This window comes from Schaalia odontolytica, assembly GCF_002847525.1.
Lineage (GTDB): Bacteria > Actinomycetota > Actinomycetes > Actinomycetales > Actinomycetaceae > Pauljensenia > Pauljensenia odontolytica_B.
This window is the reverse complement of record NZ_PKKM01000007.1, coordinates 87,238-107,282: the sequence shown is the minus strand read 5'-3', so window position 1 is coordinate 107,282 and position 20,045 is coordinate 87,238. Positions and strand designations below refer to the sequence as shown.

Sequence of the window (20,045 nt, the reverse complement as noted above, 5' to 3'; positions counted from 1 at the left end):
GTGGCGTGGGTAACGTACGAGGCCGGGGCTGGCTAGGGGTTTAACCGGTATGCGTGAAGATCCTCGGGCGTAATTTGCTCTGACGGCACAAGCTGATAGTGTTCCTCGCGCCTGATTCGAAGCTCGCCGTCCTGAAGAGCAAGCTCGAACAAAGCAATCAAGCCGTCATCCGCAAACTGAGCAGCAATCGGACGTGCGATCATGGATGGCCACCTGTCAGCGCACACAGCGAGGTCTTGTTCCGCCTGCGTCACGCCAATCTCATCCTTGCCGCCCTTCGCCTGTACCGGCAGGATGTACTGCCTGCCGCCACCGTCGACGCCAACATAGATCTCATCAATTTCCACTTGCCCGATACCCGGCGCTGTTGTGCGTAAGTGGTTCTGGAGGGAGTAGGTAGTGATTCCCAAGAAGATATCAATGAGTCGGTTGTAACGAACCAAGGCGAGCAGAGCCTGCTCATCACCGAGCGCAGAGGAACGAATAATTTGCGGAGTTGCGTCCGGAATTTTGATGCGGGCGAGAGAAGGATTCGGAATGATGCGAACCTGTTGTTTCACGAGCTCAAACTGGTACTCAGCTCGCCCTTTTCCTCGAATAATCCACTGCATACCCTCCGGAGCCGCTGCGCGTATGCTTTCAGGAAGCGTGCGGCGATAGCGGAAAGCGTAGATGAGATCTCCGAGGTTTTTAGGTGCTCGAACATCGAGTTCGTTCGCTGCCTCAAGGAGCTCATCCCTCTTCCAGATAGAGGTTGCGCCATCGTGGAAGTGTTTGAAGAAGACCCGTTCCAAGATGAGTGAATACAGATCTGATGAGGCTTCTTTGACCATCAGCTATTTCCTATCACGTTGGGGGATGACGCGTTCTTCGATCCCGTAGTACTTTTCTGCTTCGCTGGCGTTCATTGACAGAAGCGCCGGGTCGCCGAGTTCGACGGTCGCACCGCGAGTAGGCGTGACGTTATCTGCCTTCAGAAGTGCTGAACCAATGGCCCGCCCGAGGCGTGCCGGAACAGAATTGCCGATCTCGCGGAAGCCATTCCACTTCGTGACGTGGAACCGGAACCAATCGGGATAGCCGTGAAGACGAGCCGCTTCTCGGACGGTAATGACGCGGGGATATGTCGGGTGGATCGGACGAGGCGCCGTAAAAGCGCCTCGATCAGAGGCAGTACCGGCGCGCAGCGTGTTGCAGATTCCCTCGGGGTTTAGTCGAAGGAAACGCGAGACAGGCTCAACATCGCCCGGTGTTGTCGCATCGAAACGTTCAATTGACGTGCTCGTGTGGTTCGTCCGATTCGACGAGGTCAACACGGAACGGTCGAAGCGGCGAGGGTGCGAAAAATCGTCTGCGGCAGTTGTTATGCCGCGCAGCTCTGCCGCGTAGTCCGAAGGGGTGCCGTAAACGACATTGGACGCGGTGTCTCCATCGAGGAGCTCATCGATGGAGTGAGCGTCGGGTATATCCGAGAGTGCGTCATTGACGGAGGGACCAAAGGGCAGCACAGGATCGCTCGGGAGAGGCTTGTTTCGAATAGGTCGAGGTGTGACAAGCGGTTCCGGATAGTGCGGTAGCGGCACGTCCTTGCGGGCGCCCAAAAGGATGAGGCGCTTACGAGACTGCGGCGTACCGTAGTCCGCGGCCTGCAAAACGCGATAGGGGGTGAGTACCTGATACCCACCATCAGACAGAAGATCGATCACTTCTGTGAGCAGCTGACGGTGCTTGCCGACAGTCAGACCCGCAACGTTTTCCATGAGGAAATGACGGGGCTGCAGTTCGAGAACCAAACGCACATATTCTTTCAACAGTGCGTTTCGAGGATCATCGATAGCGCGGCGGCCAATGAGGGATATTCCTTGGCACGGCGGGCCGCCGGCAACCAGGGCAATCTCCCTGTCTCCAATCTCGGATTTGCTGCGAATCTCAGTGCCGGTGATGCCTGTAACATCCCGAGCGAAGGTCTTTCCGTACGGGAAGTTGTACTCGTGGACCGCCGCGTGAATGGGATCGTACTCGACTGCGGCCGCGATTTCGTATCCGGCCTGTTCGAGGCCGAGAGATAGTCCTCCTGCTCCTGCAAAGAGGTCGACGGCGAGCGGTCGTGTGTAGTCGAGTGGCATGCTCCGATGCTACAACGGTGCACCTTCATCAGCGGTTCAGGTCGCTATCGCGTTGTTCATCTTCTGCGTGGATGTCTTGGGCGTGTCATCCACAGGGGTGCTGGGTGCTGGGTGGTTATCCACAGGGAGTGCCGCGCGGCTGGTGGTGGGGGAGTAGGGCGGCGTAGCGTGCAAGGACAACAACGCATCGTCCACCGATGGGAGCCCCTCATGATCCCCGAACCCCTCAGCCCCGGACTGTCCCTGCACGCCGCCCACGGCCTCGTCGAAACGCTACGCTCGGCCATCGCGTGCGCGTCGTGCCCGCAGTGGACTGGCGTCGCGGGAGACTCCTATCGGAACCAACACGGCGAGGTGCTCGCCTGCGCGCAGGGCGTCCTCGACCAGATCCAGGCTGCCCTGAGCCTTGTCCCCGCCTTCGACGAGGAGCGCAACCACGCCTTCGCCCGTAGCCTTGCCGAGGCCGCCGTCTCCCAGCCCGAACTCCTCGCATTGGGAGCGTGGTGATTATGGCATTCGACCCGCGCCGAGACGTCACAGTTAGCTCCGGGGCATTCAGCGTCGACGTCGACCAACTGTGCGCAGCACACACCCTCATCACCGGCGAGGCAATGATGGCGGTCGTGCCAGCGCGGCTCGCCCTCGACGCCGCCCTCGGCGAGGCAGAGGCGGTATCCGGCCTCGTCCCGGAGGCCTCCGCGCACCTTGCCTCCGCGATCACGGGCGCCCTGTCCGCCCTTGACTTTCTCGAGGGCGAGATCGACTCCCTGCGATGGAAACTGCAGGACGCGGCCCTCACCTACACGAATGCCGAGAACGGCTCTTCCCTGTGGGAGCTTGTCCCCGGCAGCCCGATGGGTCCGCAGCTGAGCGCGTCGGGGCTCGGCGCAATGGTCATGGGTCCCGGTGGCCTTGTACTCAATGGAGCCTCGGCGCTCGTACACGGTGCGCAAGACGCATCCGCGCGCGCCGGCGTGCCCTGGCTCTCCACCCTCCTCATGCCCGGCCTCTCAGCGTTAGTCGCAGACAAAGATCTGTGCGACACCGTGATCGACGGACTGCTCTTCAAGTACCACGCGGACGAGGCCTCTGGTGCCCGCTTCCAACGCGACCTCGGCAGGTTCGCCCTGGACGTCAACTCCTCGCCCGTCTACCGAGGGGTTGCAGGGGCTCTGGTGGGGCTGGGAGTCAGCCAGGACCTCAACTCGACGTCCACGCAATCAGCGTCCGGGGTGGCCGCGCTCGCTGCGCCCTTCCTCGCGTACCTGGGGCTCGTTGACTTCCACTGGGGCCACGGAGTCAGCTGCGGGGTCATCGTGCGAGGCGCGGACGGGAATGCGCACGTCCATCACAGCGAGGCCGCCGCACGTATTCCGTCCGGTGCCCTCGACGCGCGGACACAGGCCGCGCTCGCGGCCATGCCCGACGCGGCACCCGACACCCACTACACAGGCGTCACCACCAGCGCCGACGCCATCGAACACATCACGCAGATGCATGGGGGAGACGCCGACAACGGCGAGATCGCCATCGAGGAACACGTGACGCTCGGGGATGACGGGGTGACGACGCGCTCGTGGACCGTCGACATCCGGGGCACTCAGTCCTTCTCCATCGGGCAAACAGGACCCCAGGACATGACCACCAACCTGCAAGGCGTGGCCGGTATGACCTCGGACCAGCTCGACGCTATCAAGGAAGCCATGAACGCGGCGGGCATCGCACCGGGCGAGGCCGTCGAATTCGCCGGACACTCACAGGGAGGCATCATGGCGGCTCAGCTGGCCGCGGACCCTTCCGTGCGCGCCCGCTACAACGTCGTCTCCGTCGTCACCGCCGGTTCGCCCACGGCGACGATTGCGCCCAGCGATGTGCCCGTCCTCGCCTACGAAAACTCCGGCGACATCGTTCCCGGCCTGGACGGAAATGCCACGCGCGGGGACAACGTCACGACCGTCATGTTCCGCGACTACGAGGCCACGTGCCACGCCGACGATCCCGTGCCCTGCTCGCACAGCGCACCCCTGTACGTCGATGAAATCCGGAGCACCCTCGATGCGGCCCACACCTCGTCCGACCCCGGCCTCGGAGCTCTGGCAGCCGCCGAGGCCAGGCGCACCCAGGCGCTCGGCCTTACCCACAACACGCAGACCACCGTCCACCACTATCAAACGAGGCGCATCACCCAGGGGTGATACGCCTCGAGAGAGAGCGGGGATACTCAGTCTTTCTTGTCCTTCTTGTCGCGCAGAATACCCGAGACAAGCGCGGACACGATGGAGGTGATGATCGCACCCACCAGGCACGACCAGAAGCCGCCCGTCGTCATGGGGAATCCGAGCGACGTGGACAGCCACCCCGTCAGCGCGAATAGCAGAGAGTTCGTCACCAGGGCAAACAGGCCGAAGGTCAGGAGGTACAGGGGGAATGCCAGCGTCGTCACCACAGGCTTGATGATCGAGTTCACCGCAGTGAACACCAGGGCGACGACGGCCAGAACAATCACGGTTTCCGACGCCGACGAAGAGTCGATCGAAATCGACGAGACCACGTGGGTCGTCACCCACAGGCCGGCCATCGTGGCCAACAAACGTGCAATGAAATCCATTTCTTCATTCTTGCTCAGTGGGACGATGCTTGCACGGTCCAGTCCCATGGGATAGGACTACACGCATGACCAACCTGCGCATTCGCCCCGCCGTCGCCGCACTGCCGCGCTACGTGCCGAGCAAGACGGCCCCCGACGCCGTTAAGATCTCCTCGAACGAAATGCCAAGCCCGCCCAGCCCCGCGGTACTCGAGGCGATCGCCCGCGAACTCGAGACGATCAACCGCTACCCCGACCTGACGGCCGCACCCCTGCGCGAGGCCCTCGCGGGGCGCTTCGGCGTCGGCGCGGACCAGGTGTGCGTGGGCACCGGTTCCTCGGCGATCCTCGTCGCCGCACTGTCCGCCGTCTGCCAGCCCGGCAGCCAGGTCGTCTACCCCTGGCGTTCCTTCGAGTCCTACCCGATCGCCATCCCTTCCGTGGGAGGCGACCCCGTGCCCGTCGAGCTCCTTCCGGACGCCACCCACGACCTTGACGCGATGCGCGCAGCGATCACGCCCGACACCGTCGCCGTCATCGTCTGCTCGCCCAACAACCCGACCGGCCCCGCCCTCACCTACGAGGAGATCGCCGGCTTCGTCGCCGACGTCCCCGACGACGTCATGATCATCGTCGACGAGGCCTACATCGACTTCGCGACCAAGCCCGGCGTACGCACCGCGGTCCCCCTCATCGAGGACCACCCCAACGTCATCGTCATGCGCACCTTCTCCAAGGCTCACGCGCTGGCGGGCGTGCGCGTCGGCTACGCCATCGGCGATCCTGAGGTGATCGGCGCGATCCAGGCCCTCCTCGTGCCCTTCGGCGTTAGTTCTCTCGCCCTCGCCGCGGCCCTCGCCTCCCTCAAGGATGCCGAGGGCGTGCAGCGCGCGGTCGCCGAGATCATCGCCGAACGCGAGCGCATCATCCCGGCGCTGCGAGACCTCGGCTACGACATCCCCGACAGCCAGTCGAACTTCTACCTGATCCGCGGCGACGTCTACGGCCTCGTCGAGGCATGCGCGCGCGTCGGCCTCATCGTGCGTCCCTTCCGTGTGGGCGTACGCGTCTCGGTCGGCTCGCGCGAGCAGAACGACCGTTTCCTGTCCGTGGCCGCCGAGTTTGTGCGCACCGCGGGCATTGGCGCGTAGGGTTAGCATGCCAATGGGCGCGCCCGACGAAACGGACGCGCCCGTGACCCCATCGGGGTGCCGCGATTTACGGGATCAGCAGCGAGGCGATGAGGAGAAGTGACCAGCCGAGCTCGCTGAATCCGATGAACTTGGGGGAGAAGGGACGCGTGCGGGTCCGGTTCAGCGTCGGCATGACCCACGCGCGCGCGGTCAGGCACGCCCACATGAGGACGGGCCAGATCTCAAGCGCACCGAACCACCACGCCACGGCCGCGCACAGCGTGAACGCCGCGTGCAACAGCGTGGAACCTACTGCCCAGCGTGGATCCTTGCGGCCGCGGATCATCGAACGAACCAGGGGAACCGTGCCGATGTAGTGCAGGCCGAACGCGGCGCACGTCGCCCACGCCTGGAGCGTCACCGCAGCCGGTGAACCGTCCGCCGTCGCCAGCGAGAACGCCACGGGGCCCATGATGTTGCCCGCCAGGATTGAAGCCGCGCGGGCACCCAGGGAGCGCTCGCGGCCCTTCCATACGAGGTAGAGCGCCGACGAGGCGAGGGGCGCGAAGGCAATCGCCCACCACAGCAGCTGCGGGCGCACGGCCAGGAGGGTGGCGCCGGGGAGCGCCGCGAGCACGGCGTAGGTCAGGACCGCGGGGGCGATGCGGCCGCGGCGCTTGGCGGGCGTTTTGACCCATAGGCATACCGCCGAGAACATCTGGAAGGCCATCGCCCACGCCACCAGCATGAGGACGACCGTCCAGGAGAAGGTAAAGGACAGCGCCCACCCGAGCAGCGGCGGGAAAGCCATCATCGTCCACGCGCCGTGCTGGTCAGAGATCCAGCCGTCGCGGGCAAGCTTACGCATGCGGGGATTGTTGTGGTGGCGTGGCTTCGGGCGCCCCGGTGCGCGATTGGTGACGCCATCCGCGGTGCGTTCGGGCGTTGTGTGAGTCTGCGGCGCTGCACTGTGCATAGCCTTAGCTTAGTGAAGTACGCCTGTGAGGCTCAATACTGGGAGGGTCACAACGTGAGACTGAAGCGGGCATATTTCAACAATCGGTGAAATATGGTGGCATGTCCACATCAGACGCAGTTACAACTCAATCTCCCTCTCTTTCCTCGGAAGACCGCAGCGCGCGCATCGCCGTCACGGTCTTTCCCCTGCTGATCCTGGCGGCCTTCGCGATCGCCATGATCACGCCCGATACCTTTAAGCCGCTGGCTCCCGGCGTCAGCTGGGCACTTGGCGTCATCATGTTCGGCATGGGCCTGACCCTGACGATTCCCGACTTCGGGCTCATCGTGAAGCGCCCGCTACCCGTTCTCGTGGGCGTTGTCGCGCAGTACCTCATCATGCCCCTCGTCGGCTGGGCCCTGTGCTACGTGTTCCGTCTGCCCAACGAGGTTGCGGTCGGCGTCATCCTCGTCGGCTGTGCGCCCGGTGGTACCGCCTCCAACGTGATCTCCTATCTGGCGAAGGCAGACGTCGCTCTGTCGGTTACGATGACCTCGATCTCGACGCTGCTCGCGCCCCTCATGACGCCGCTGCTCACCGCCTGGCTGGTGGGGTCGCGCATGCCGGTGAACGGTGCGGCGATGGCGCAGAATATCCTGCTGATGGTCCTCGCCCCCGTGCTCGGCGGTTTTGCCGTTCGCTTCATTGCGGGCAAGTACGTGGAAAAGGTCCTGCCGATTCTGCCCTGGATCTCGGTGCTGGGTATCTGCTACGTGCTGCTGGTCGTCGTGTCGGGCTCGGTCGACAAGATCCTGACCTCCGGCGCCCTCATCATCGCCGTCGTCATCTGCCACAACCTGCTCGGCTACCTCTTCGGCTACCTGGCCGGACGTGTCGGCGGCGGCTCGGACAAGGCCTCGCGCACGACCGCAATCGAGGTCGGCATGCAGAACTCGGCGCTGGCTGCGACGCTGGCGAAAACCCACTTCGCCTCCACCCCGGAGACCGCGCTCCCGGCTGCCGTTTTCTCCGTGTGGCACAACCTGTCCGGCGCGCTGCTGGCAGCCTTCTTCCGTCGCTGGAAGAACGGCGGCCAGGCCTGAATAGGAGAGGCCGGGGCGGGGTGAGCGCTGATCCCCAGTTCCGGCCCTCGACTGAGTAGATAGTGAGGAGGGGGCGGCCCGTTGGGGTCGCCCCCTCCTCGTGCGTGCGTAGGAGCCGTCCTCTCCTCGTATCGAATGGAGCGGCTATCAGGCTCGTTCGTCATTCGTGCAGTGGATTGTGTAAAAAATGCACGCATGTTCGTTAACCGCGAGGTAATCAATGACGAAAAAATCCGATATGCTTTGCGGGTACCCATCACAAATACTCGAAGGAGTAACCCTCATGAAAAAGCGTCTTCTGACCGCCGCCCTCGTCGCGCTGCTGCCCCTAAGCCTGGCTGCCTGTGGTGGACAGTCCAAGCAGGCTGCCTGCCAGATCATCAATGACAAGGCCATCAAGGCAGTTGATGGCCTGGATCCGAGCAACACGGAAGACATGATTCAGGGCATGACCAACGTTGCGACTGTCCTGAAGTCTGACGACATTACCAACACGGAAGTGAAGGCTGCTGCGGTGGCTGCGGGCGATAATGCTCAGGCTCTCGCCGATTTCGCCAAGACGGTGGGAGGTGAGCCTTCGGCAGAGCAAATGACCGAGGCTATGAATCTGTACACGACCTTCACGACGTCGATGTCGTCGCTCGAAACGGTGTGCAACGCGCGCTGACGCACACCATCAGATTGTGTATGCCCGCGTGTGGGCATTGAAAGGTGAGGGTGGCCCCGCGGGGCCACCCTCACTTCTATCTTGACGGGTGTCGTGTGCTCGCCAGAGCGTCACTTACCGGTGCACACCGTCTGAAGACTGTTCATCGACTCCAGGTACTCTGACGTCGCTGACAGAATCCGGGAGCGCTGCTCGGCCGTCGGCTGATCGTCGGCCGCCTTGGTCGCGTCGAGGAGCTTCTGCGCGCTGTTCGCCAGGCTGTTTGCTGCGACCTTGACCTCGGGGTTGGTGATTTCGTCGGACTTCATGATGTCAATGAAGTTGGACAGGGTCTTGATGACCGAGGCCTTGTCCTTCTCGTTCAGGCTCGAGGAGATAGCGTTGGCCTTGTCGTCGAGAATGGCGCAGGCCTCTTCCTTCGTCTGGCTCGACTTCGAAGAGCTCGACGCGGAGGGCGATGCCTGCGTAGGTGTGCTGGTCGGCTCCTGCGAAGGCGCGGACGAGGACGACTGCGAGGACGTCGGGTTGTCAGTCTTCACCTGCAGGCACGCGGACATGCCGAGGGGTAGCAGAGTGATGAGGAGGGCGGCTGCAATACGACGCTTCATGGGATGCTCCTTGAAAGGTTGAAGTGTACGTTCTCGCTCAGTCTAACCCCAAAAGCATGAAATTAACATATCGGTCAGTGAGGTCGTACTGACGCGGGAAAATCGGGGGTAATCGGACGCCTTGTATCGGCGTATTGCCCCGTTAGGCGACAGGCTGCCGCACGGACTGTCAATGCGACTCAGTACTTGTAGCCGCACGTGTGAAAGAGCTCGGTCTGGTGGGTGTTGAGCTGCTCGAAGGACGCCTGGAGATCCTGTATCTTCTCCTCGTCCACGTTCTTCGGATCCTCTGACAGGGCCTGAGCCTTCTCGGCGACGGTGCGCCAGTCGGCCGCGACCTGATCGACAGAAGCCTTCACCTCTGAGTTGGCGATCTTTGCGGAAGCCGTCTCGTAGGCTTCGGCGAGCTTCGTGAACGATTCGCCCGGATTCTCCGCCTCGCCCAGGCGTGCGTTGAGGAGGGCGACGCCGGCTTCCTTCAGGGGGCCGGAAAGCTCCTCGCAGGCGGAGGTCTTCGATGCGATGGAACAGCCGGTCATGCCGAGGGGTAGCAGGGCGGTGACGAGTGCGGCGACGATGCGGCGCTTCATGGAGTGCTCCTCGATGTGTTGATGATGTCAAGCTTCTTGAGAGTATCGCGGCGATGTGCGTCACTACAGCGTGTGGTCCGTGATCCTGGGCACGGGGCTTCGTTTGCGTGTCACAAGGTGGATAGATGGGTGAGGGCGACCCTCGCAGCCGCCCTCACCCATGCCCGCATAGCGTGCCAGTCACGCGCTCATGATGGGATTACTCGTTCGCAGTGCACATCGTTCGCAGCGCACGGTAGGAGGCGGTGGAGGTGGACTGGAGCTGCTGGGCCTCTGCCTCGATCTCTTCGGTGATCTCGCTGTCACTGTTGGCGACAATGAAATCGTGGAATGCCTGTGCGTCCGCAAGGGCTTTGTCTGCGGCTTCCTTCACCTCGCTGTTCGTGATCTCGTCGGAGCTCAATGCCTTGAATAGTTGAGCGAAACCTTCCTCGCGCTGATCCGGATCCACCAGGTTGAGGTCCTGGATGGGCTTGAGGCCGGACACAATAATCCTGCAGGCTTCCTTCTTTGACTGAGTGTCCGCTTTCTGCGTGGGTGTAGCGCTGGAGGAAGCACTCGCAGAGGGGGTGGGCTTCTGCGTGCTCGAGGTGGCGGGTGCGCTCTCGGACTTCGTGTTGGCACATGCGGCCAGGCCGAGCGGGAGGGTGGCGATGAGCAGAGCTGCTGCAAGGCGACGCTTCAAGGGTTGCTCCTCGTAGTTGTGATGATGGAAGTATCTCCAGTGTAATCGGTAGCCTGGGGTGTTCGACCCGGTGGTCAGTGTTCCTATGTGCGTGAATACAAAAATCGCCGGGACCAAACGGTCCCGGCGATTACCGGTCGGGGTGGCGGGATTTGAACCCACGGCCTCTTCGTCCCGAACGAAGCGCGCTACCAAGCTGCGCCACACCCCGGTGCCGTTCGAGTATAGCCTTACCTCGACGATATTCCCAAACGGAGATCAAGCAAGCATCGTAAGTGTGTCCCACGCCGCATCGAACTGTCCGGGTGACAGCTGCGTCGTGAAGAAACGGCGGGGCATGACAGGCCTGGTTAGGCCGGGTACACATGGATGAGTGACGCCTCGGGGCGAGTGGCGATGCGGACCTTCGCGTAGGGGGACGTGCCCAGGCCCGCGGACACGTGCAGCCAGGCAGTCGATCCGTCCGGTGCCTGCCAGCGCTTCAGACCCTTCGCGTAGGGGCGCGAGATGTCGCAATTCGTGATGATCGCGCCGACCCCCGGAATGCCGATCTGGCCACCGTGCGTATGACCCGCGAGGATCAGGTCAGCACCCCTCGACGTAAGCGCGGAGACGACACGGGTGTACGGCGCGTGGGTCACCCCCAGGCGCAAGACATCGGGTGCCGCCCACGACGAGGCCGGGGCCCCCAGGCGATCACGGTGAATATGCGCATCGTCCGTGCCCAGGAGCGAGACCGTGCCCGTCGGCAGATGAAGTGTCCCGGACGCGTTCGACAGGTCCACCCAGCCGGCCTGGCGCATCTGACGCACCATCGGCAGGTAAGGAAGATCGGGAACGACGCGCGCCGGGTGCGGCTTCGAACGGGACAAGTAGCGGCTCCACCGCTTCGGAATCGGCGAATAGTAGTCATTGGAACCGAGCACGAAGGCACCCGGGTAGGACAAGAATGGACGATACGCATCCATCACCATGTCCAGAGCATCCACGGACCCGAAGTTATCGCCGGTCGCCACGACCATGTCGAAGCGCTCCGAGGCGGCCACGTCGGACAGGAAACGCAGCAGAAACTCCTGGCCCGCGAATAGGTGCAGATCCGCAATCTGCAGGATTCGAACCTCGGGGACGCGTGCGCGGACCGGGACCTCGTAGCGTCGCAGGATTGGCATGGTGCGCTCGATCGAACCCCAGGCCAGCGCGGCGCCGCCCGCTGCCAGCCCGGCAAGCCCCAGCCCACCGACGACCGCGCCGGCGGTGCGCAGGAGGCCACGGCCTCGTCGAGAGGACGAAGCCGTGGCCTCCTGAAGCAACGCTGCCGTATCAGTCGTCATCTCAGTGGCTCGGCGACGGCGACGGAGTCGGGGACTGCGAAGGAGCAGGCGTCGAGCCGCGCTGCGGGATGGACGCGCCGATGTTCGCGTTCGACACGGCCTCCACCGGGGTGCCCGCCAGCGCCCGCGTCATGTAGGGTGCCCAAATGTTCTGGCCGACATAGGTCTCACCGAAGATCTCGGAGTGGTACACGCCGTTGATGACAACGCCGGACACTTCCTGCGAGGAGTTGTCGCCGTGACCCACCCACACGGACGTCGCGAGCGACGGCGTGAAGCCCGTCAGCCACGTGTTCGCGTGCCCGTCGGTGGTACCCGACTTCGCGGCGAAGGGCCGACCGTCGCCCAGGCGCGTCGACGTGTAGTACTGGCCGGCCGAGGCCGTCAGAAGGGCCGCCGTCTTGTTCGCAAGGTCAGGGGAGATGACCTCCTTGCAGTCCGCCGCAAACTCCTTGAGAACGTTCTCGTCGCGGTCGGTCACGGACTCGATGGACTGGGGCTTGCACTGCTGGCCGGAGTTCGCGATCGTGGCGAACACGGACGCCATGTGCAGCGGGGAACTCGACACGGAGCCGAGGATGTTGGCGGGGAAGGGGGCCGGGACCTCGCCGTCCTCCGTGATGCCCATGTCGTAGGCGGTCTCGAAGATCGAGCAGAAGTCCACGCGCGACGCCATGTTCACGAACGCCTGGTTGACCGACTGGCCGGTGGCGCGCACGACGTTCATCGTGCCGGTCTTACCCGCGAGGTCGTTGACCTGGTAGCCCTCGGTGGTGATGGAGCGGCCATCGCACTTGAAGGAGCCGTTCGGGTAGAACGTGTTGGCCGACCCCACGGTCTCGTAGGCCGAGTGTCCTTCCTTGAACCACTGCAGGAGGGTGAACACCTTGAAGGTCGAGCCCACCTGGAAGTTACCGTCGGCCGAGTAGTTTGCCATGGTCTGGCCGCTCTCGATGCCGTAGGTCGTGTTCTGGGCCATCGCGAGCACCTTGCCGGTGCGCGGGTCCAGCGACACGAGCGCGTCGTTCAGGCCGGAGGCGTCGCCCACGGGGATCGCGTTCGTCAACGAGGCGTAGGCCGCGTCCTGCTTCGCGGTGTCCAGCGTCGTACGGATCGTGATGCCCTGGGTCTTGAGCAGGCGCTCGCGCTCGATGCGCGTCGCGCCGAATGTCGGGTCCTCCAGGAATTGGGACAGGACGTAGTCGCAGAAGTATGCCTTCGAGGAGTCGGCGCCCGAGCAGCCCTCCGAGGATACCGTCGGGTGCAGCATCGAATCGACCGACGTTGCGATGCCCTCGTCGTACTCTTCCTGCGTGATGACGCCCTGGTCAAGCATCGTTGCCAGGACCGTGTCGCGGCGTTCCTGGGCGGCCTCGGGGTGCGTCAGCGGATCGTACTGGACGGGGGACTGAACGAGGCCCGCGAGGAGTGCTGCCTCCAGATAGTTCAGCTCCGACGCCGACTTGGAGAAGTAGCGCTGCGAGGCGGCCTCGACACCGTAGGTGATGGGGCCGAAGGGGGCGATGTTGAGGTAACCCGTGAGGATTTCGTCCTTCGACTGGGTCTTCTCCAATGCCAGCGCGTACTTGATTTCGCGCAGCTTGCGCTCAGTGGTCTGCTCGGTCGCTGCGCTCACCTGGTCCGCGTCGCCCTCGAGGTAGCCGCGCTCTGCCAGCGAGTTACGCACGTACTGCTGGGTGATCGTCGAAGCGCCCTGGCGGCCGCTATCGCCCAGGTTCGTCACGAGCGCACGAGCGATACCCGTGGCATCGACACCGTTGTGCTCGTAGAAGCGCTTATCTTCGATCGCGACGATTGCCTTCTTCATAACGTCAGCGATGTTGGCACTGGGCACAACGATGCGCTGCTTGTCGTAGAAGTGGGCGATCACGGCGCCGGAAGAATCCAGCAGCTGCGATTCCTCAGCCGGAGCGACCGTCTGCAGATCACCGGGGAGCTCGTTGAAGACGGAGGGAACCGACTTGGCAACGAGCGCGGTGGGGCCGGCAATGGGGACGAGCATGCCTGCTCCGACGACACCCATGAGCGCGGACACGCTCAGGAATGCCATCAGCAGCGCGAGCAGCTGGGCCGGTCGGACAGCACGAGAGTGAGAGTACGACATATTCCTAGCTTACGTGGCGGCGTGCTCATCTGGCGTTTGGCGACGCGTGAGAATTGCCTGATGGGTCACGCCTGATGGCTGCAATCGTGGTCGCAGCGTTTGCACCCACAATCGTATGTGTGTATGGTCACAAGCAGGGCTCGTAATACAGTGAAGTGGAGTTCCACGATGTCAACGCAAGGCGACGACCAAAGCTGGGTCGCCCGCGCGCTCTGCGCGTCCATCGAACCGGACGTGCTGTTCGTGCAGGGTGCGTCCCAGCGTCAGGTTCGTATGCGCTGCTATGAATGCGAGGTTCGCCTCGAATGCCTCGCCGACGCTCTCGAATCCGAGGCGAATTACGGCGTGTGGGGTGGCCTGACTGAACGGGAACGCCGCGCGATCCTGCGCCACTATCCGCACGCGGACAATTGGTTGGAGTGGCTACGCACTTCTGACGAGCCGCTCGCCCGCGAGCTGCGCAGCCCACATGTCCCAAAGGTACTGTCCTTCGTGCGCCCTCAGATGGCGGGCGGGTAGTATGGGCTCATGACTAAATGGGAATACTCCACGATTCCGCTGCTCACGCATGCGACGAAAGCAATCCTCGACCAGTGGGGCGCCGACGGGTGGGAACTCGTCCAGGTGATCCCCGGCCCCACGGGCTCCGAGAACCTGGTGGCCTACCTCAAGCGTCCGATTGAGGAAACGCCCGCCGTTCAGAACTGACGCGCAGCAGCTCTGCGCATCAACGAGGCCGTGGTCCCTCGTGCGGACATCGCACGAGGGACCATGGCCTCGTTCATATCGTCAAGCAAAAGGTTGGGCCCGACACCGCGAGGTGTCGGGCCCAACCCTGTGTAGGCTGCGGTCAGCGAGCGCGACGCGCCAGGCGATCGACGTCGAGGAGGGTCACGGCGCGACCTTCCAGACGGATCCAGCCGCGCGACACGAAGTCGGCCAGAGACTTGTTCACGGTCTCACGGGAGGCGCCGACCAGCTGGGCGAGCTCTTCCTGCGTGAGGTCGTGGGGGACGTGGACGCCCTTGTCGGTCGCGGTGCCGAAGCGGTCTGCAAGGTCCAGGAGGGCCTTGGCGACGCGGCCGGGAACGTCGGAGAACACGAGATCCGAGAGGGACTCGTTGGTGCGGCGCAGGCGCTGCGCAAGGGCGCGCAGCATGTGCTTGGCCAGGGTGGGGTTGGTGTCGAGCACGTGCATGAGATCCTCGTGCTCGAGGTAGAGGAGGGACGCCGGGGAAACGGCGGTTGCGGTGGTCGAGCGCGGGCCCGGATCGAAGAGCGTGAGCTCACCGATGATCTCTCCGGGGCCCAGGACTGCGAGCAGAGACTCGCGGCCGTCGCTGGACGTGTGGCCGAGCTTCACCTTGCCCTCGGTCACGATGTACAGGCGATCGCCGAGATCGCCTTCGTCGAAGAGAGTCTCTCCGCGACGCAGGGTCGTATGACCCATCTTCTGCTGGAGGGACACCTGCTGTGCATCATCAAGGCCACCGAACAGCGGCACCTGGCTGATGAAGTTTCCGTCACCGATCATGGTGCGGAGCTCCTTCCGCTCGTGCCCGATTGCTCGGGCGTTTCGATTTGGATTGCGCAGTGGATCCCATACGTAATACCACTCACGAGGAGGTACCGCGCATCACACCATTATGCCCTATCTATCAGGTGAAATGGGCTTCATTTCGTGTTTTGTGTGAGCTGTCTAATGAAAAATGCACTAGTTGGCGTGTGCTACCACGTGTGCTGACAGAGCCTCGGCAACCGCCTGCGGTGCTTCTTCGGGGAGGAAGTGTCCGGCCTCGCGAATGACAATCTGGGTCAGCGACGCATCCACGAACTGGGCGTCCGCCGCGTGATCCAGCGCAGACCAGGCGCCGTCGTCGCGTCCCACCAGGGACAGGACGGGCACGCGCACCGGCTCGGCGAGGAGGCGACGCTCCTCGCGCGAGATCTTGCGGGCGGCGCTCAGGCCGCGCAGGGCCGTGTGTGCGGCAAAAGGTCGGCGCAGCGCAGCGCGGTACGTGCCCGATTGAGAGACGAGGCCGTCCACGTTCCCGGGCGATGCCCACGCGCGGAACACGGTCGTCACGAGGGAGCCAGATCGCAGTGCGCGCTCGCGCCCGGTGGGCAGAGCGAGGCGCCCCTGCAGGACGCGGCCACCCGCCCAGGGTGCGCGGCCGATGACGGGCTGGACGCCGAGCGGGTGGGGAGCGGACAGGACCGCGATAGAACGCAGCTCAAGGGGTGCCAGGGCACCGATCATCCACGCGACCGTGCCACCGATCCCGATGCCGGCCACGGAGAACGAGGCCACGCCGAGAGCGCGCACAACGCCGATCACGTCGTTCGCCATCTGCTGCAGATCGCAGTCTCCGCGCGTCAGGTCGGAGGTGCCGAAGCCTCGCAAATCGAGGGCGAACACGCGAGACGTGGACTCAGCGAGGGTGGGAAGCACGTCGCGCCATGCCCACCAGTGCTCCGGGAAGCCGTGCAGGAGGACGAGGGCATGATCCATGCCCTCACCCATGTCGGCGACGTGAAATGCGGCGCCGCCAGCGCTCACGTGCCGGTGGGTCCAGGGACCCTCGAGCTCGATTGCGCTGGCGGGAATCAAGGTCTTCACTTGCGGGCCGCGTCCTTTGCTGCCTTCTTGCGGGCGCGCTTGGAGTAGAAGGCGCCCGCCGGGTTGATAGCTTCAATCGAGGTGCGCAGGGCCTCCTCCTCGCGGCCGGTGCGGCGCGCCGAGTGGGACACGTACGCCAGGCCCAGGAGCGCGATGCCCAGCAGGGCGAAGCGACCCGAGTAACCGGAGGCCTGCAGGTGGTGCGACAGGTTCGCGCCCAGGGAACCGGTGTTCGTCAGTGCGGTCAGCGCGGTCAGCGCCGACGCGGCCGTGATACCGGGGGCCATAACCCACGGAAGGCCAACGACCAGAGTGACCAGGCCCATCAGCCACGCACCGAGCGAGGAGCGGCGCGCCGTCACAAACAGGATCGCGGAGATAAGGGTCGCGCCGAGGAGCTCGCCCAGCGCAACGATGGATGCGACGCCCGTGTACATGGGGGCGGCGTCCGCCAGAGTCATGCGCGCTCCCGCATCGGCGGCCAGGTACCAGCCGGCGGGCACGAGCAGGAGGAACAGCAGGAAGGACAGCCAGTGCGCGCCCGTGCGCGAAGGCATCTCCGTGACCTCGGGAGCGGCGGAGAAGAGCTCGTCGTCCAGTCGCGGGGACTCGGACTTGTCGCCGCGCGCGGCGGTCGACGCGATCGCGGCCAGGGTTGCGGCCTCGCTGTCGTTGTCGCCCTCGCCCAGCAGGGAGCGGCGGCGCGGGCGAGCCTCGTCGGCGGCGTCCTGGTCCTCAAAGGAGTACGAGGCCTGGGCGTCCTGGGTGGGCAGCTGGGTCGTCGGCTCGGTGAAGGGGGTGGCTTCCTCGGTGGGCAGGTCGAGCTCGGCGAAGGGATCCTCGGCCTCGTCCGAGGAGACCGTCTCGTCCTGCTCGACAGGCGTGAGCGCCGGGATCGACGGAGAGGTGGCATCGTCGTCATCGCCGAAAATCATTGAGCGACGCGAGGTCAGTGTGTGCTCGGCGGCGGCGCCACCGACGGCGGATTCCTCCGCCTCGTGAGCCGCATTAGCCTCGTCGGTAGCCGGTTCGTCGGTAGAATCGTCGGCTTCGGCACCTTCCTCGGCCTTCTCAGCGGCGTCGTCCGTGCTCAGACCCATCGCCGCGGCAGCCTGCGCGGGCGTCATGACGGGCGCCAGCGTGGGCTCGGGATCGTCGACGGTCTCCACCTCGTCGGACGCATCCTCGGTCTGCTCGGCCTCGGGAGCGGCATCCTGCGAAGAGGCGTTCTCCTCGTCGACCTGCTCGGACGCGGGCTCTTCGTTGGCGGGGGCGTTGTCCTCGGCGGGCTCCTCCTGCTGATCGGCGACCTCTTCGGACACCGCGTCCGCGGAGTCGTCGGAAGAAACCTCGGCCGTGTCCTCGGCCTCATCCGTCGGGGATACGATCGGAAGGTCACCCTCCGAGGCAGTGACGACGGGCAGCTCACCCGTCGAGATCTTGTCCTCGATCGTGGGCTTGAGCGGGGCAGCAGCCGGAACGCGTCCCGTCAGTCCTCCGATTGCGACCGCCTCGATCTCACCCGTGTGGATGGGCTCGCTGGACTCGCCGATGATCGCCGACGCGTCGGAATCTTCGCCCGGCAGCTCGATCTCTTCACCGGTTAGTACCACGTTCTCGCGGTCCTCCTCGGCGCGGTCGCGCTGGATGTCAAACTCGTTCTCGGACATGCTTCCTCCTTATATCTGCCCACATATTACGGTCCGCATGCGCGCTTGCGCGCATTAGCCCTCGGCAGGCCCCTCATTCGCCGATGCGTCGTGCGACGCATCCAGGTTCTTCAGGGCGCGCACCCGCGCCCACAGCACGCCCATCGACGCGCATCCCGTCGCCATGCCGAGGGCGGCCAGGGGCGGAGAGGCGAGCGCGAACTTCGTCATGATCGAGGGGCCGGGAACGATCACGTTTCCCGTCAGCGACGCCCACACCGGCAGAATCACGTAGCTTGGCAGCACGAGGATGGTCCACGTGGCGATCTGAGTGCCCGTGATCGACCAGCGCGCACTCACCACCAACAGGGCGAAAGCCAGGCCTGCCCCGAGGGCCAGCAACGGCATGAGCGTGTGCCCCTCGAGCACGCCCTCGAGCCCCATCGCGGCAACGTTCGTCGAATCAGAAGGCGCGGCGGCCACCATCAGCACACCGGCGGCGACAGACGCCGGCAGCGCGACCGTTGTGCCAAACGCGTGACGGTGTACGCGGGCGAGCGGCATGCGTGTGTCCTTGCCCGCGCGCACCCGCACCGACTTAATCGTCAGCGCGCACGCGCCCAGCATGAGTGAGAGGCACACCGGGTATAGGCACCACAGGACACCGGCGAACATGTCCTCGGCGCCCACCGAGGACTTCATGAGCAGCGGCAGACGCGCCACTCCCAGGAACTGCGCGGCCCCCACGACGAGTGACCACACGAATGTGACGACCATGCCGGCGCTCGACTCCTCGCAGTTCAAGGCGATCAGCGCGATCAGCATCGACGCCAAGGCCATGCCGATGAGGCCCTCCACTGAGGCCAGGGGCTGCCCGACCGAAGCCAAGGCCTGCACGTCGACCATCGATGAACCCAGAAACACCAGGGCAACCGGCGCGAAAATAAAAGCGAACAACCCCGAGCGCAGGCGCGCGGAGAAGTTTCGATGCTGCAAAAGCGTCATGCCCCTAGTGTAGAGGGGTGAGTATCGAAGCCCTCGTCGACCCCGCGCCCGCCGTGCTGCAGGCGGCAGCCGCCCGCCCCGACGTCGCATCCGCCATGGACGAGGCGCACGCGGCGCTCGCCGACCTGCGTTTCAGTGAGGGGCTGCGCCGAGGCTGGGAGGAAGCACGCGCGGAGGCAGCCGTGCGCGAAGCCGCCGCCCTGTCCATCATCGAGGGTGCCCGCACGAGCGTCGACGACGTGCGTGCCCTGTCTATGGCTGACGATGGGGGAGCGGGCTCGGACCCGGGAGCCGCGCTGGCGCTGGGGATCTGGCGCTCGCAGTGGAACCTGGCCTCGCGCTTCCCTGCTCTCAACACACGTTCTCAAGGGGGCGTTCGTGTCGCTCCCACGCCCATGCCCGCGCTGATCGCGGGACTGCATAGGGATGCCTGTTCCGGCCTGGTCGCCTCAGGCCTCGTCGAGTCCCGCACGGTTGCAGTCCCCACCGATCCCGCCCTGCTCGCACCCGCCCTCGCCTACACGCGCGCCGATGCGCCCGGCCTCGCCGTCGCCGCCGCCCTGACCGCCCACTTCCGTTTCCGGCGCGTCTTCGATCCGGCCTCGTCCGTCGTGGGGGGCGGACTGGCGCGGTGGATCCTCGTCACCCGAGGCGTTGACCCGACCGGCGTGTGCGTGCCGAGCGCCTACGACGCGCTCGATCCGGCGCGCGCGGGGCGCGAACTCGCCGGGTGGGTGAGCGCCGACGAGGCCGGCCTGGCCCGGTGGATCATCCACTACTGCGTGGGAGTCGTTTACGGCGCCAAAGTGGGGCGCGACGTCGCCCGCCACGTGCAGGCGGGCCGCCTCTCCTAAGGCT

Annotated in this window: 21 protein-coding genes and 1 tRNA gene; 8 read left to right on the top strand and 14 right to left on the bottom strand. The window is 64.7% G+C overall.

The window, feature by feature from the left end; genetic code table 11:
• Nucleotides 1–32: 32 nt before the first annotated feature.
• Together CYJ22_RS06205 and CYJ22_RS06200 are read right to left on the bottom strand one after the other, a co-directional pair.
• Nucleotides 33–833: an endonuclease gene (locus CYJ22_RS06205; RefSeq protein ID WP_101601871.1), complete on the bottom strand. Its 801-nt coding sequence runs from the start codon at nt 831–833 to the stop codon at nt 33–35.
• Nucleotides 834–836: 3 nt separating this feature from the next.
• Nucleotides 837–2,126 carry a DNA cytosine methyltransferase gene (locus tag CYJ22_RS06200; protein ID WP_101601868.1) on the bottom strand — a complete coding sequence of 430 codons (1,290 nt, stop codon included), beginning with the start codon at nt 2,124–2,126 and terminating at the stop codon, nt 837–839.
• 210 nt (nt 2,127–2,336) lie between these two features.
• Here CYJ22_RS06200 and CYJ22_RS06195 point away from each other — a divergent pair, with 210 nt between their 5' ends.
• Nucleotides 2,337–2,633: a hypothetical protein gene (locus CYJ22_RS06195; protein WP_009054614.1), complete on the top strand. Its 297-nt coding sequence runs from the start codon at nt 2,337–2,339 to the stop codon at nt 2,631–2,633.
• 2 nt (nt 2,634–2,635) lie between these two features.
• Complete coding sequence (locus tag CYJ22_RS06190) at nt 2,636–4,321, top strand: alpha/beta hydrolase (protein WP_207760517.1); 1,686 nt, start codon at nt 2,636–2,638, stop codon at nt 4,319–4,321.
• Between the two features lie 26 nt (nt 4,322–4,347).
• Here CYJ22_RS06190 and CYJ22_RS06185 read toward each other — a convergent pair whose 3' ends face one another.
• A complete protein-coding gene (locus CYJ22_RS06185) occupies nt 4,348–4,734 on the bottom strand; it encodes a phage holin family protein (protein WP_009054590.1) in 387 nt (128 codons plus the stop codon).
• Nucleotides 4,735–4,799: 65 nt separating this feature from the next.
• Between CYJ22_RS06185 and hisC the strand changes: the two genes are divergently transcribed.
• On the top strand, nt 4,800–5,864 hold the full coding sequence (gene hisC, locus CYJ22_RS06180; protein WP_009054637.1) for a histidinol-phosphate transaminase: 1,065 nt from the start codon (nt 4,800–4,802) through the stop codon (nt 5,862–5,864).
• Between the two features lie 67 nt (nt 5,865–5,931).
• Here the strand turns inward: hisC and CYJ22_RS06175 are convergent, their stop codons facing one another.
• Nucleotides 5,932–6,714, bottom strand: coding sequence for a YwiC-like family protein (locus tag CYJ22_RS06175; protein ID WP_101601931.1), 783 nt, complete (start codon nt 6,712–6,714; stop codon nt 5,932–5,934).
• A 209-nt stretch (nt 6,715–6,923) separates the two neighbouring features.
• On the opposite strand from CYJ22_RS06175, the gene CYJ22_RS06170 reads away from it, so the two are divergent.
• Both CYJ22_RS06170 and CYJ22_RS06165 read left to right on the top strand, forming a co-directional pair.
• Nucleotides 6,924–7,907, top strand: coding sequence for a bile acid:sodium symporter family protein (locus tag CYJ22_RS06170; protein ID WP_009054600.1), 984 nt, complete (start codon nt 6,924–6,926; stop codon nt 7,905–7,907).
• Nucleotides 7,908–8,190: 283 nt separating this feature from the next.
• Complete coding sequence (locus CYJ22_RS06165; protein WP_009054585.1) at nt 8,191–8,574, top strand: hypothetical protein; 384 nt, start codon at nt 8,191–8,193, stop codon at nt 8,572–8,574.
• Nucleotides 8,575–8,684: 110 nt separating this feature from the next.
• Here CYJ22_RS06165 and CYJ22_RS06160 read toward each other — a convergent pair whose 3' ends face one another.
• The 6 genes from CYJ22_RS06160 to CYJ22_RS06135 form a co-directional block, all read right to left on the bottom strand.
• A complete protein-coding gene (locus tag CYJ22_RS06160) occupies nt 8,685–9,182 on the bottom strand; it encodes a hypothetical protein (protein ID WP_009054602.1) in 498 nt (165 codons plus the stop codon).
• 179 nt (nt 9,183–9,361) lie between these two features.
• Nucleotides 9,362–9,772, bottom strand: a complete 411-nt coding sequence (locus CYJ22_RS06155; RefSeq protein WP_101601860.1) for an RNA-binding protein — start codon at nt 9,770–9,772, stop codon at nt 9,362–9,364.
• A 199-nt stretch (nt 9,773–9,971) separates the two neighbouring features.
• Nucleotides 9,972–10,457, bottom strand: a complete 486-nt coding sequence (locus tag CYJ22_RS06150; protein ID WP_101601858.1) for a hypothetical protein — start codon at nt 10,455–10,457, stop codon at nt 9,972–9,974.
• A 137-nt stretch (nt 10,458–10,594) separates the two neighbouring features.
• Nucleotides 10,595–10,668: transfer RNA gene (locus CYJ22_RS06145), tRNA-Pro, on the bottom strand.
• 139 nt (nt 10,669–10,807) lie between these two features.
• Complete coding sequence (locus tag CYJ22_RS06140) at nt 10,808–11,788, bottom strand: metallophosphoesterase (protein ID WP_101601856.1); 981 nt, start codon at nt 11,786–11,788, stop codon at nt 10,808–10,810.
• A gap of 1 nt (nt 11,789) precedes the next feature.
• Complete coding sequence (locus CYJ22_RS06135; RefSeq protein ID WP_101601853.1) at nt 11,790–13,913, bottom strand: transglycosylase domain-containing protein; 2,124 nt, start codon at nt 13,911–13,913, stop codon at nt 11,790–11,792.
• Nucleotides 13,914–14,081: 168 nt separating this feature from the next.
• On the opposite strand from CYJ22_RS06135, the gene CYJ22_RS06130 reads away from it, so the two are divergent.
• Both CYJ22_RS06130 and CYJ22_RS06125 read left to right on the top strand, forming a co-directional pair.
• Nucleotides 14,082–14,432, top strand: coding sequence for a WhiB family transcriptional regulator (locus CYJ22_RS06130; RefSeq protein WP_009054634.1), 351 nt, complete (start codon nt 14,082–14,084; stop codon nt 14,430–14,432).
• A 9-nt stretch (nt 14,433–14,441) separates the two neighbouring features.
• Nucleotides 14,442–14,621 (top strand): DUF4177 domain-containing protein, encoded by a 180-nt coding sequence (locus tag CYJ22_RS06125; RefSeq protein WP_009054623.1) that lies wholly within the window; start codon nt 14,442–14,444, stop codon nt 14,619–14,621.
• Nucleotides 14,622–14,763: 142 nt separating this feature from the next.
• Here CYJ22_RS06125 and CYJ22_RS06120 read toward each other — a convergent pair whose 3' ends face one another.
• The 4 genes from CYJ22_RS06120 to CYJ22_RS06105 form a co-directional block, all read right to left on the bottom strand.
• Complete coding sequence (locus tag CYJ22_RS06120; RefSeq protein WP_003791132.1) at nt 14,764–15,447, bottom strand: Crp/Fnr family transcriptional regulator; 684 nt, start codon at nt 15,445–15,447, stop codon at nt 14,764–14,766.
• Between the two features lie 180 nt (nt 15,448–15,627).
• On the bottom strand, nt 15,628–16,533 hold the full coding sequence (locus CYJ22_RS06115) for an alpha/beta fold hydrolase (protein ID WP_101601850.1): 906 nt from the start codon (nt 16,531–16,533) through the stop codon (nt 15,628–15,630).
• Nucleotides 16,530–18,203, bottom strand: a complete 1,674-nt coding sequence (locus CYJ22_RS06110; protein ID WP_101601848.1) for a hypothetical protein — start codon at nt 18,201–18,203, stop codon at nt 16,530–16,532. The genes CYJ22_RS06115 and CYJ22_RS06110 overlap by 4 nt, the downstream gene beginning before the upstream one ends.
• A gap of 54 nt (nt 18,204–18,257) precedes the next feature.
• Nucleotides 18,258–19,187: a hypothetical protein gene (locus tag CYJ22_RS06105; RefSeq protein WP_101601846.1), complete on the bottom strand. Its 930-nt coding sequence runs from the start codon at nt 19,185–19,187 to the stop codon at nt 18,258–18,260.
• A 17-nt stretch (nt 19,188–19,204) separates the two neighbouring features.
• On the opposite strand from CYJ22_RS06105, the gene CYJ22_RS06100 reads away from it, so the two are divergent.
• Entirely contained in the window at nt 19,205–20,041 is an 837-nt protein-coding gene (locus CYJ22_RS06100) for a hypothetical protein (RefSeq protein ID WP_101601844.1), read from the top strand.
• The last annotated feature ends 4 nt before the right edge of the window (nt 20,042–20,045 follow it).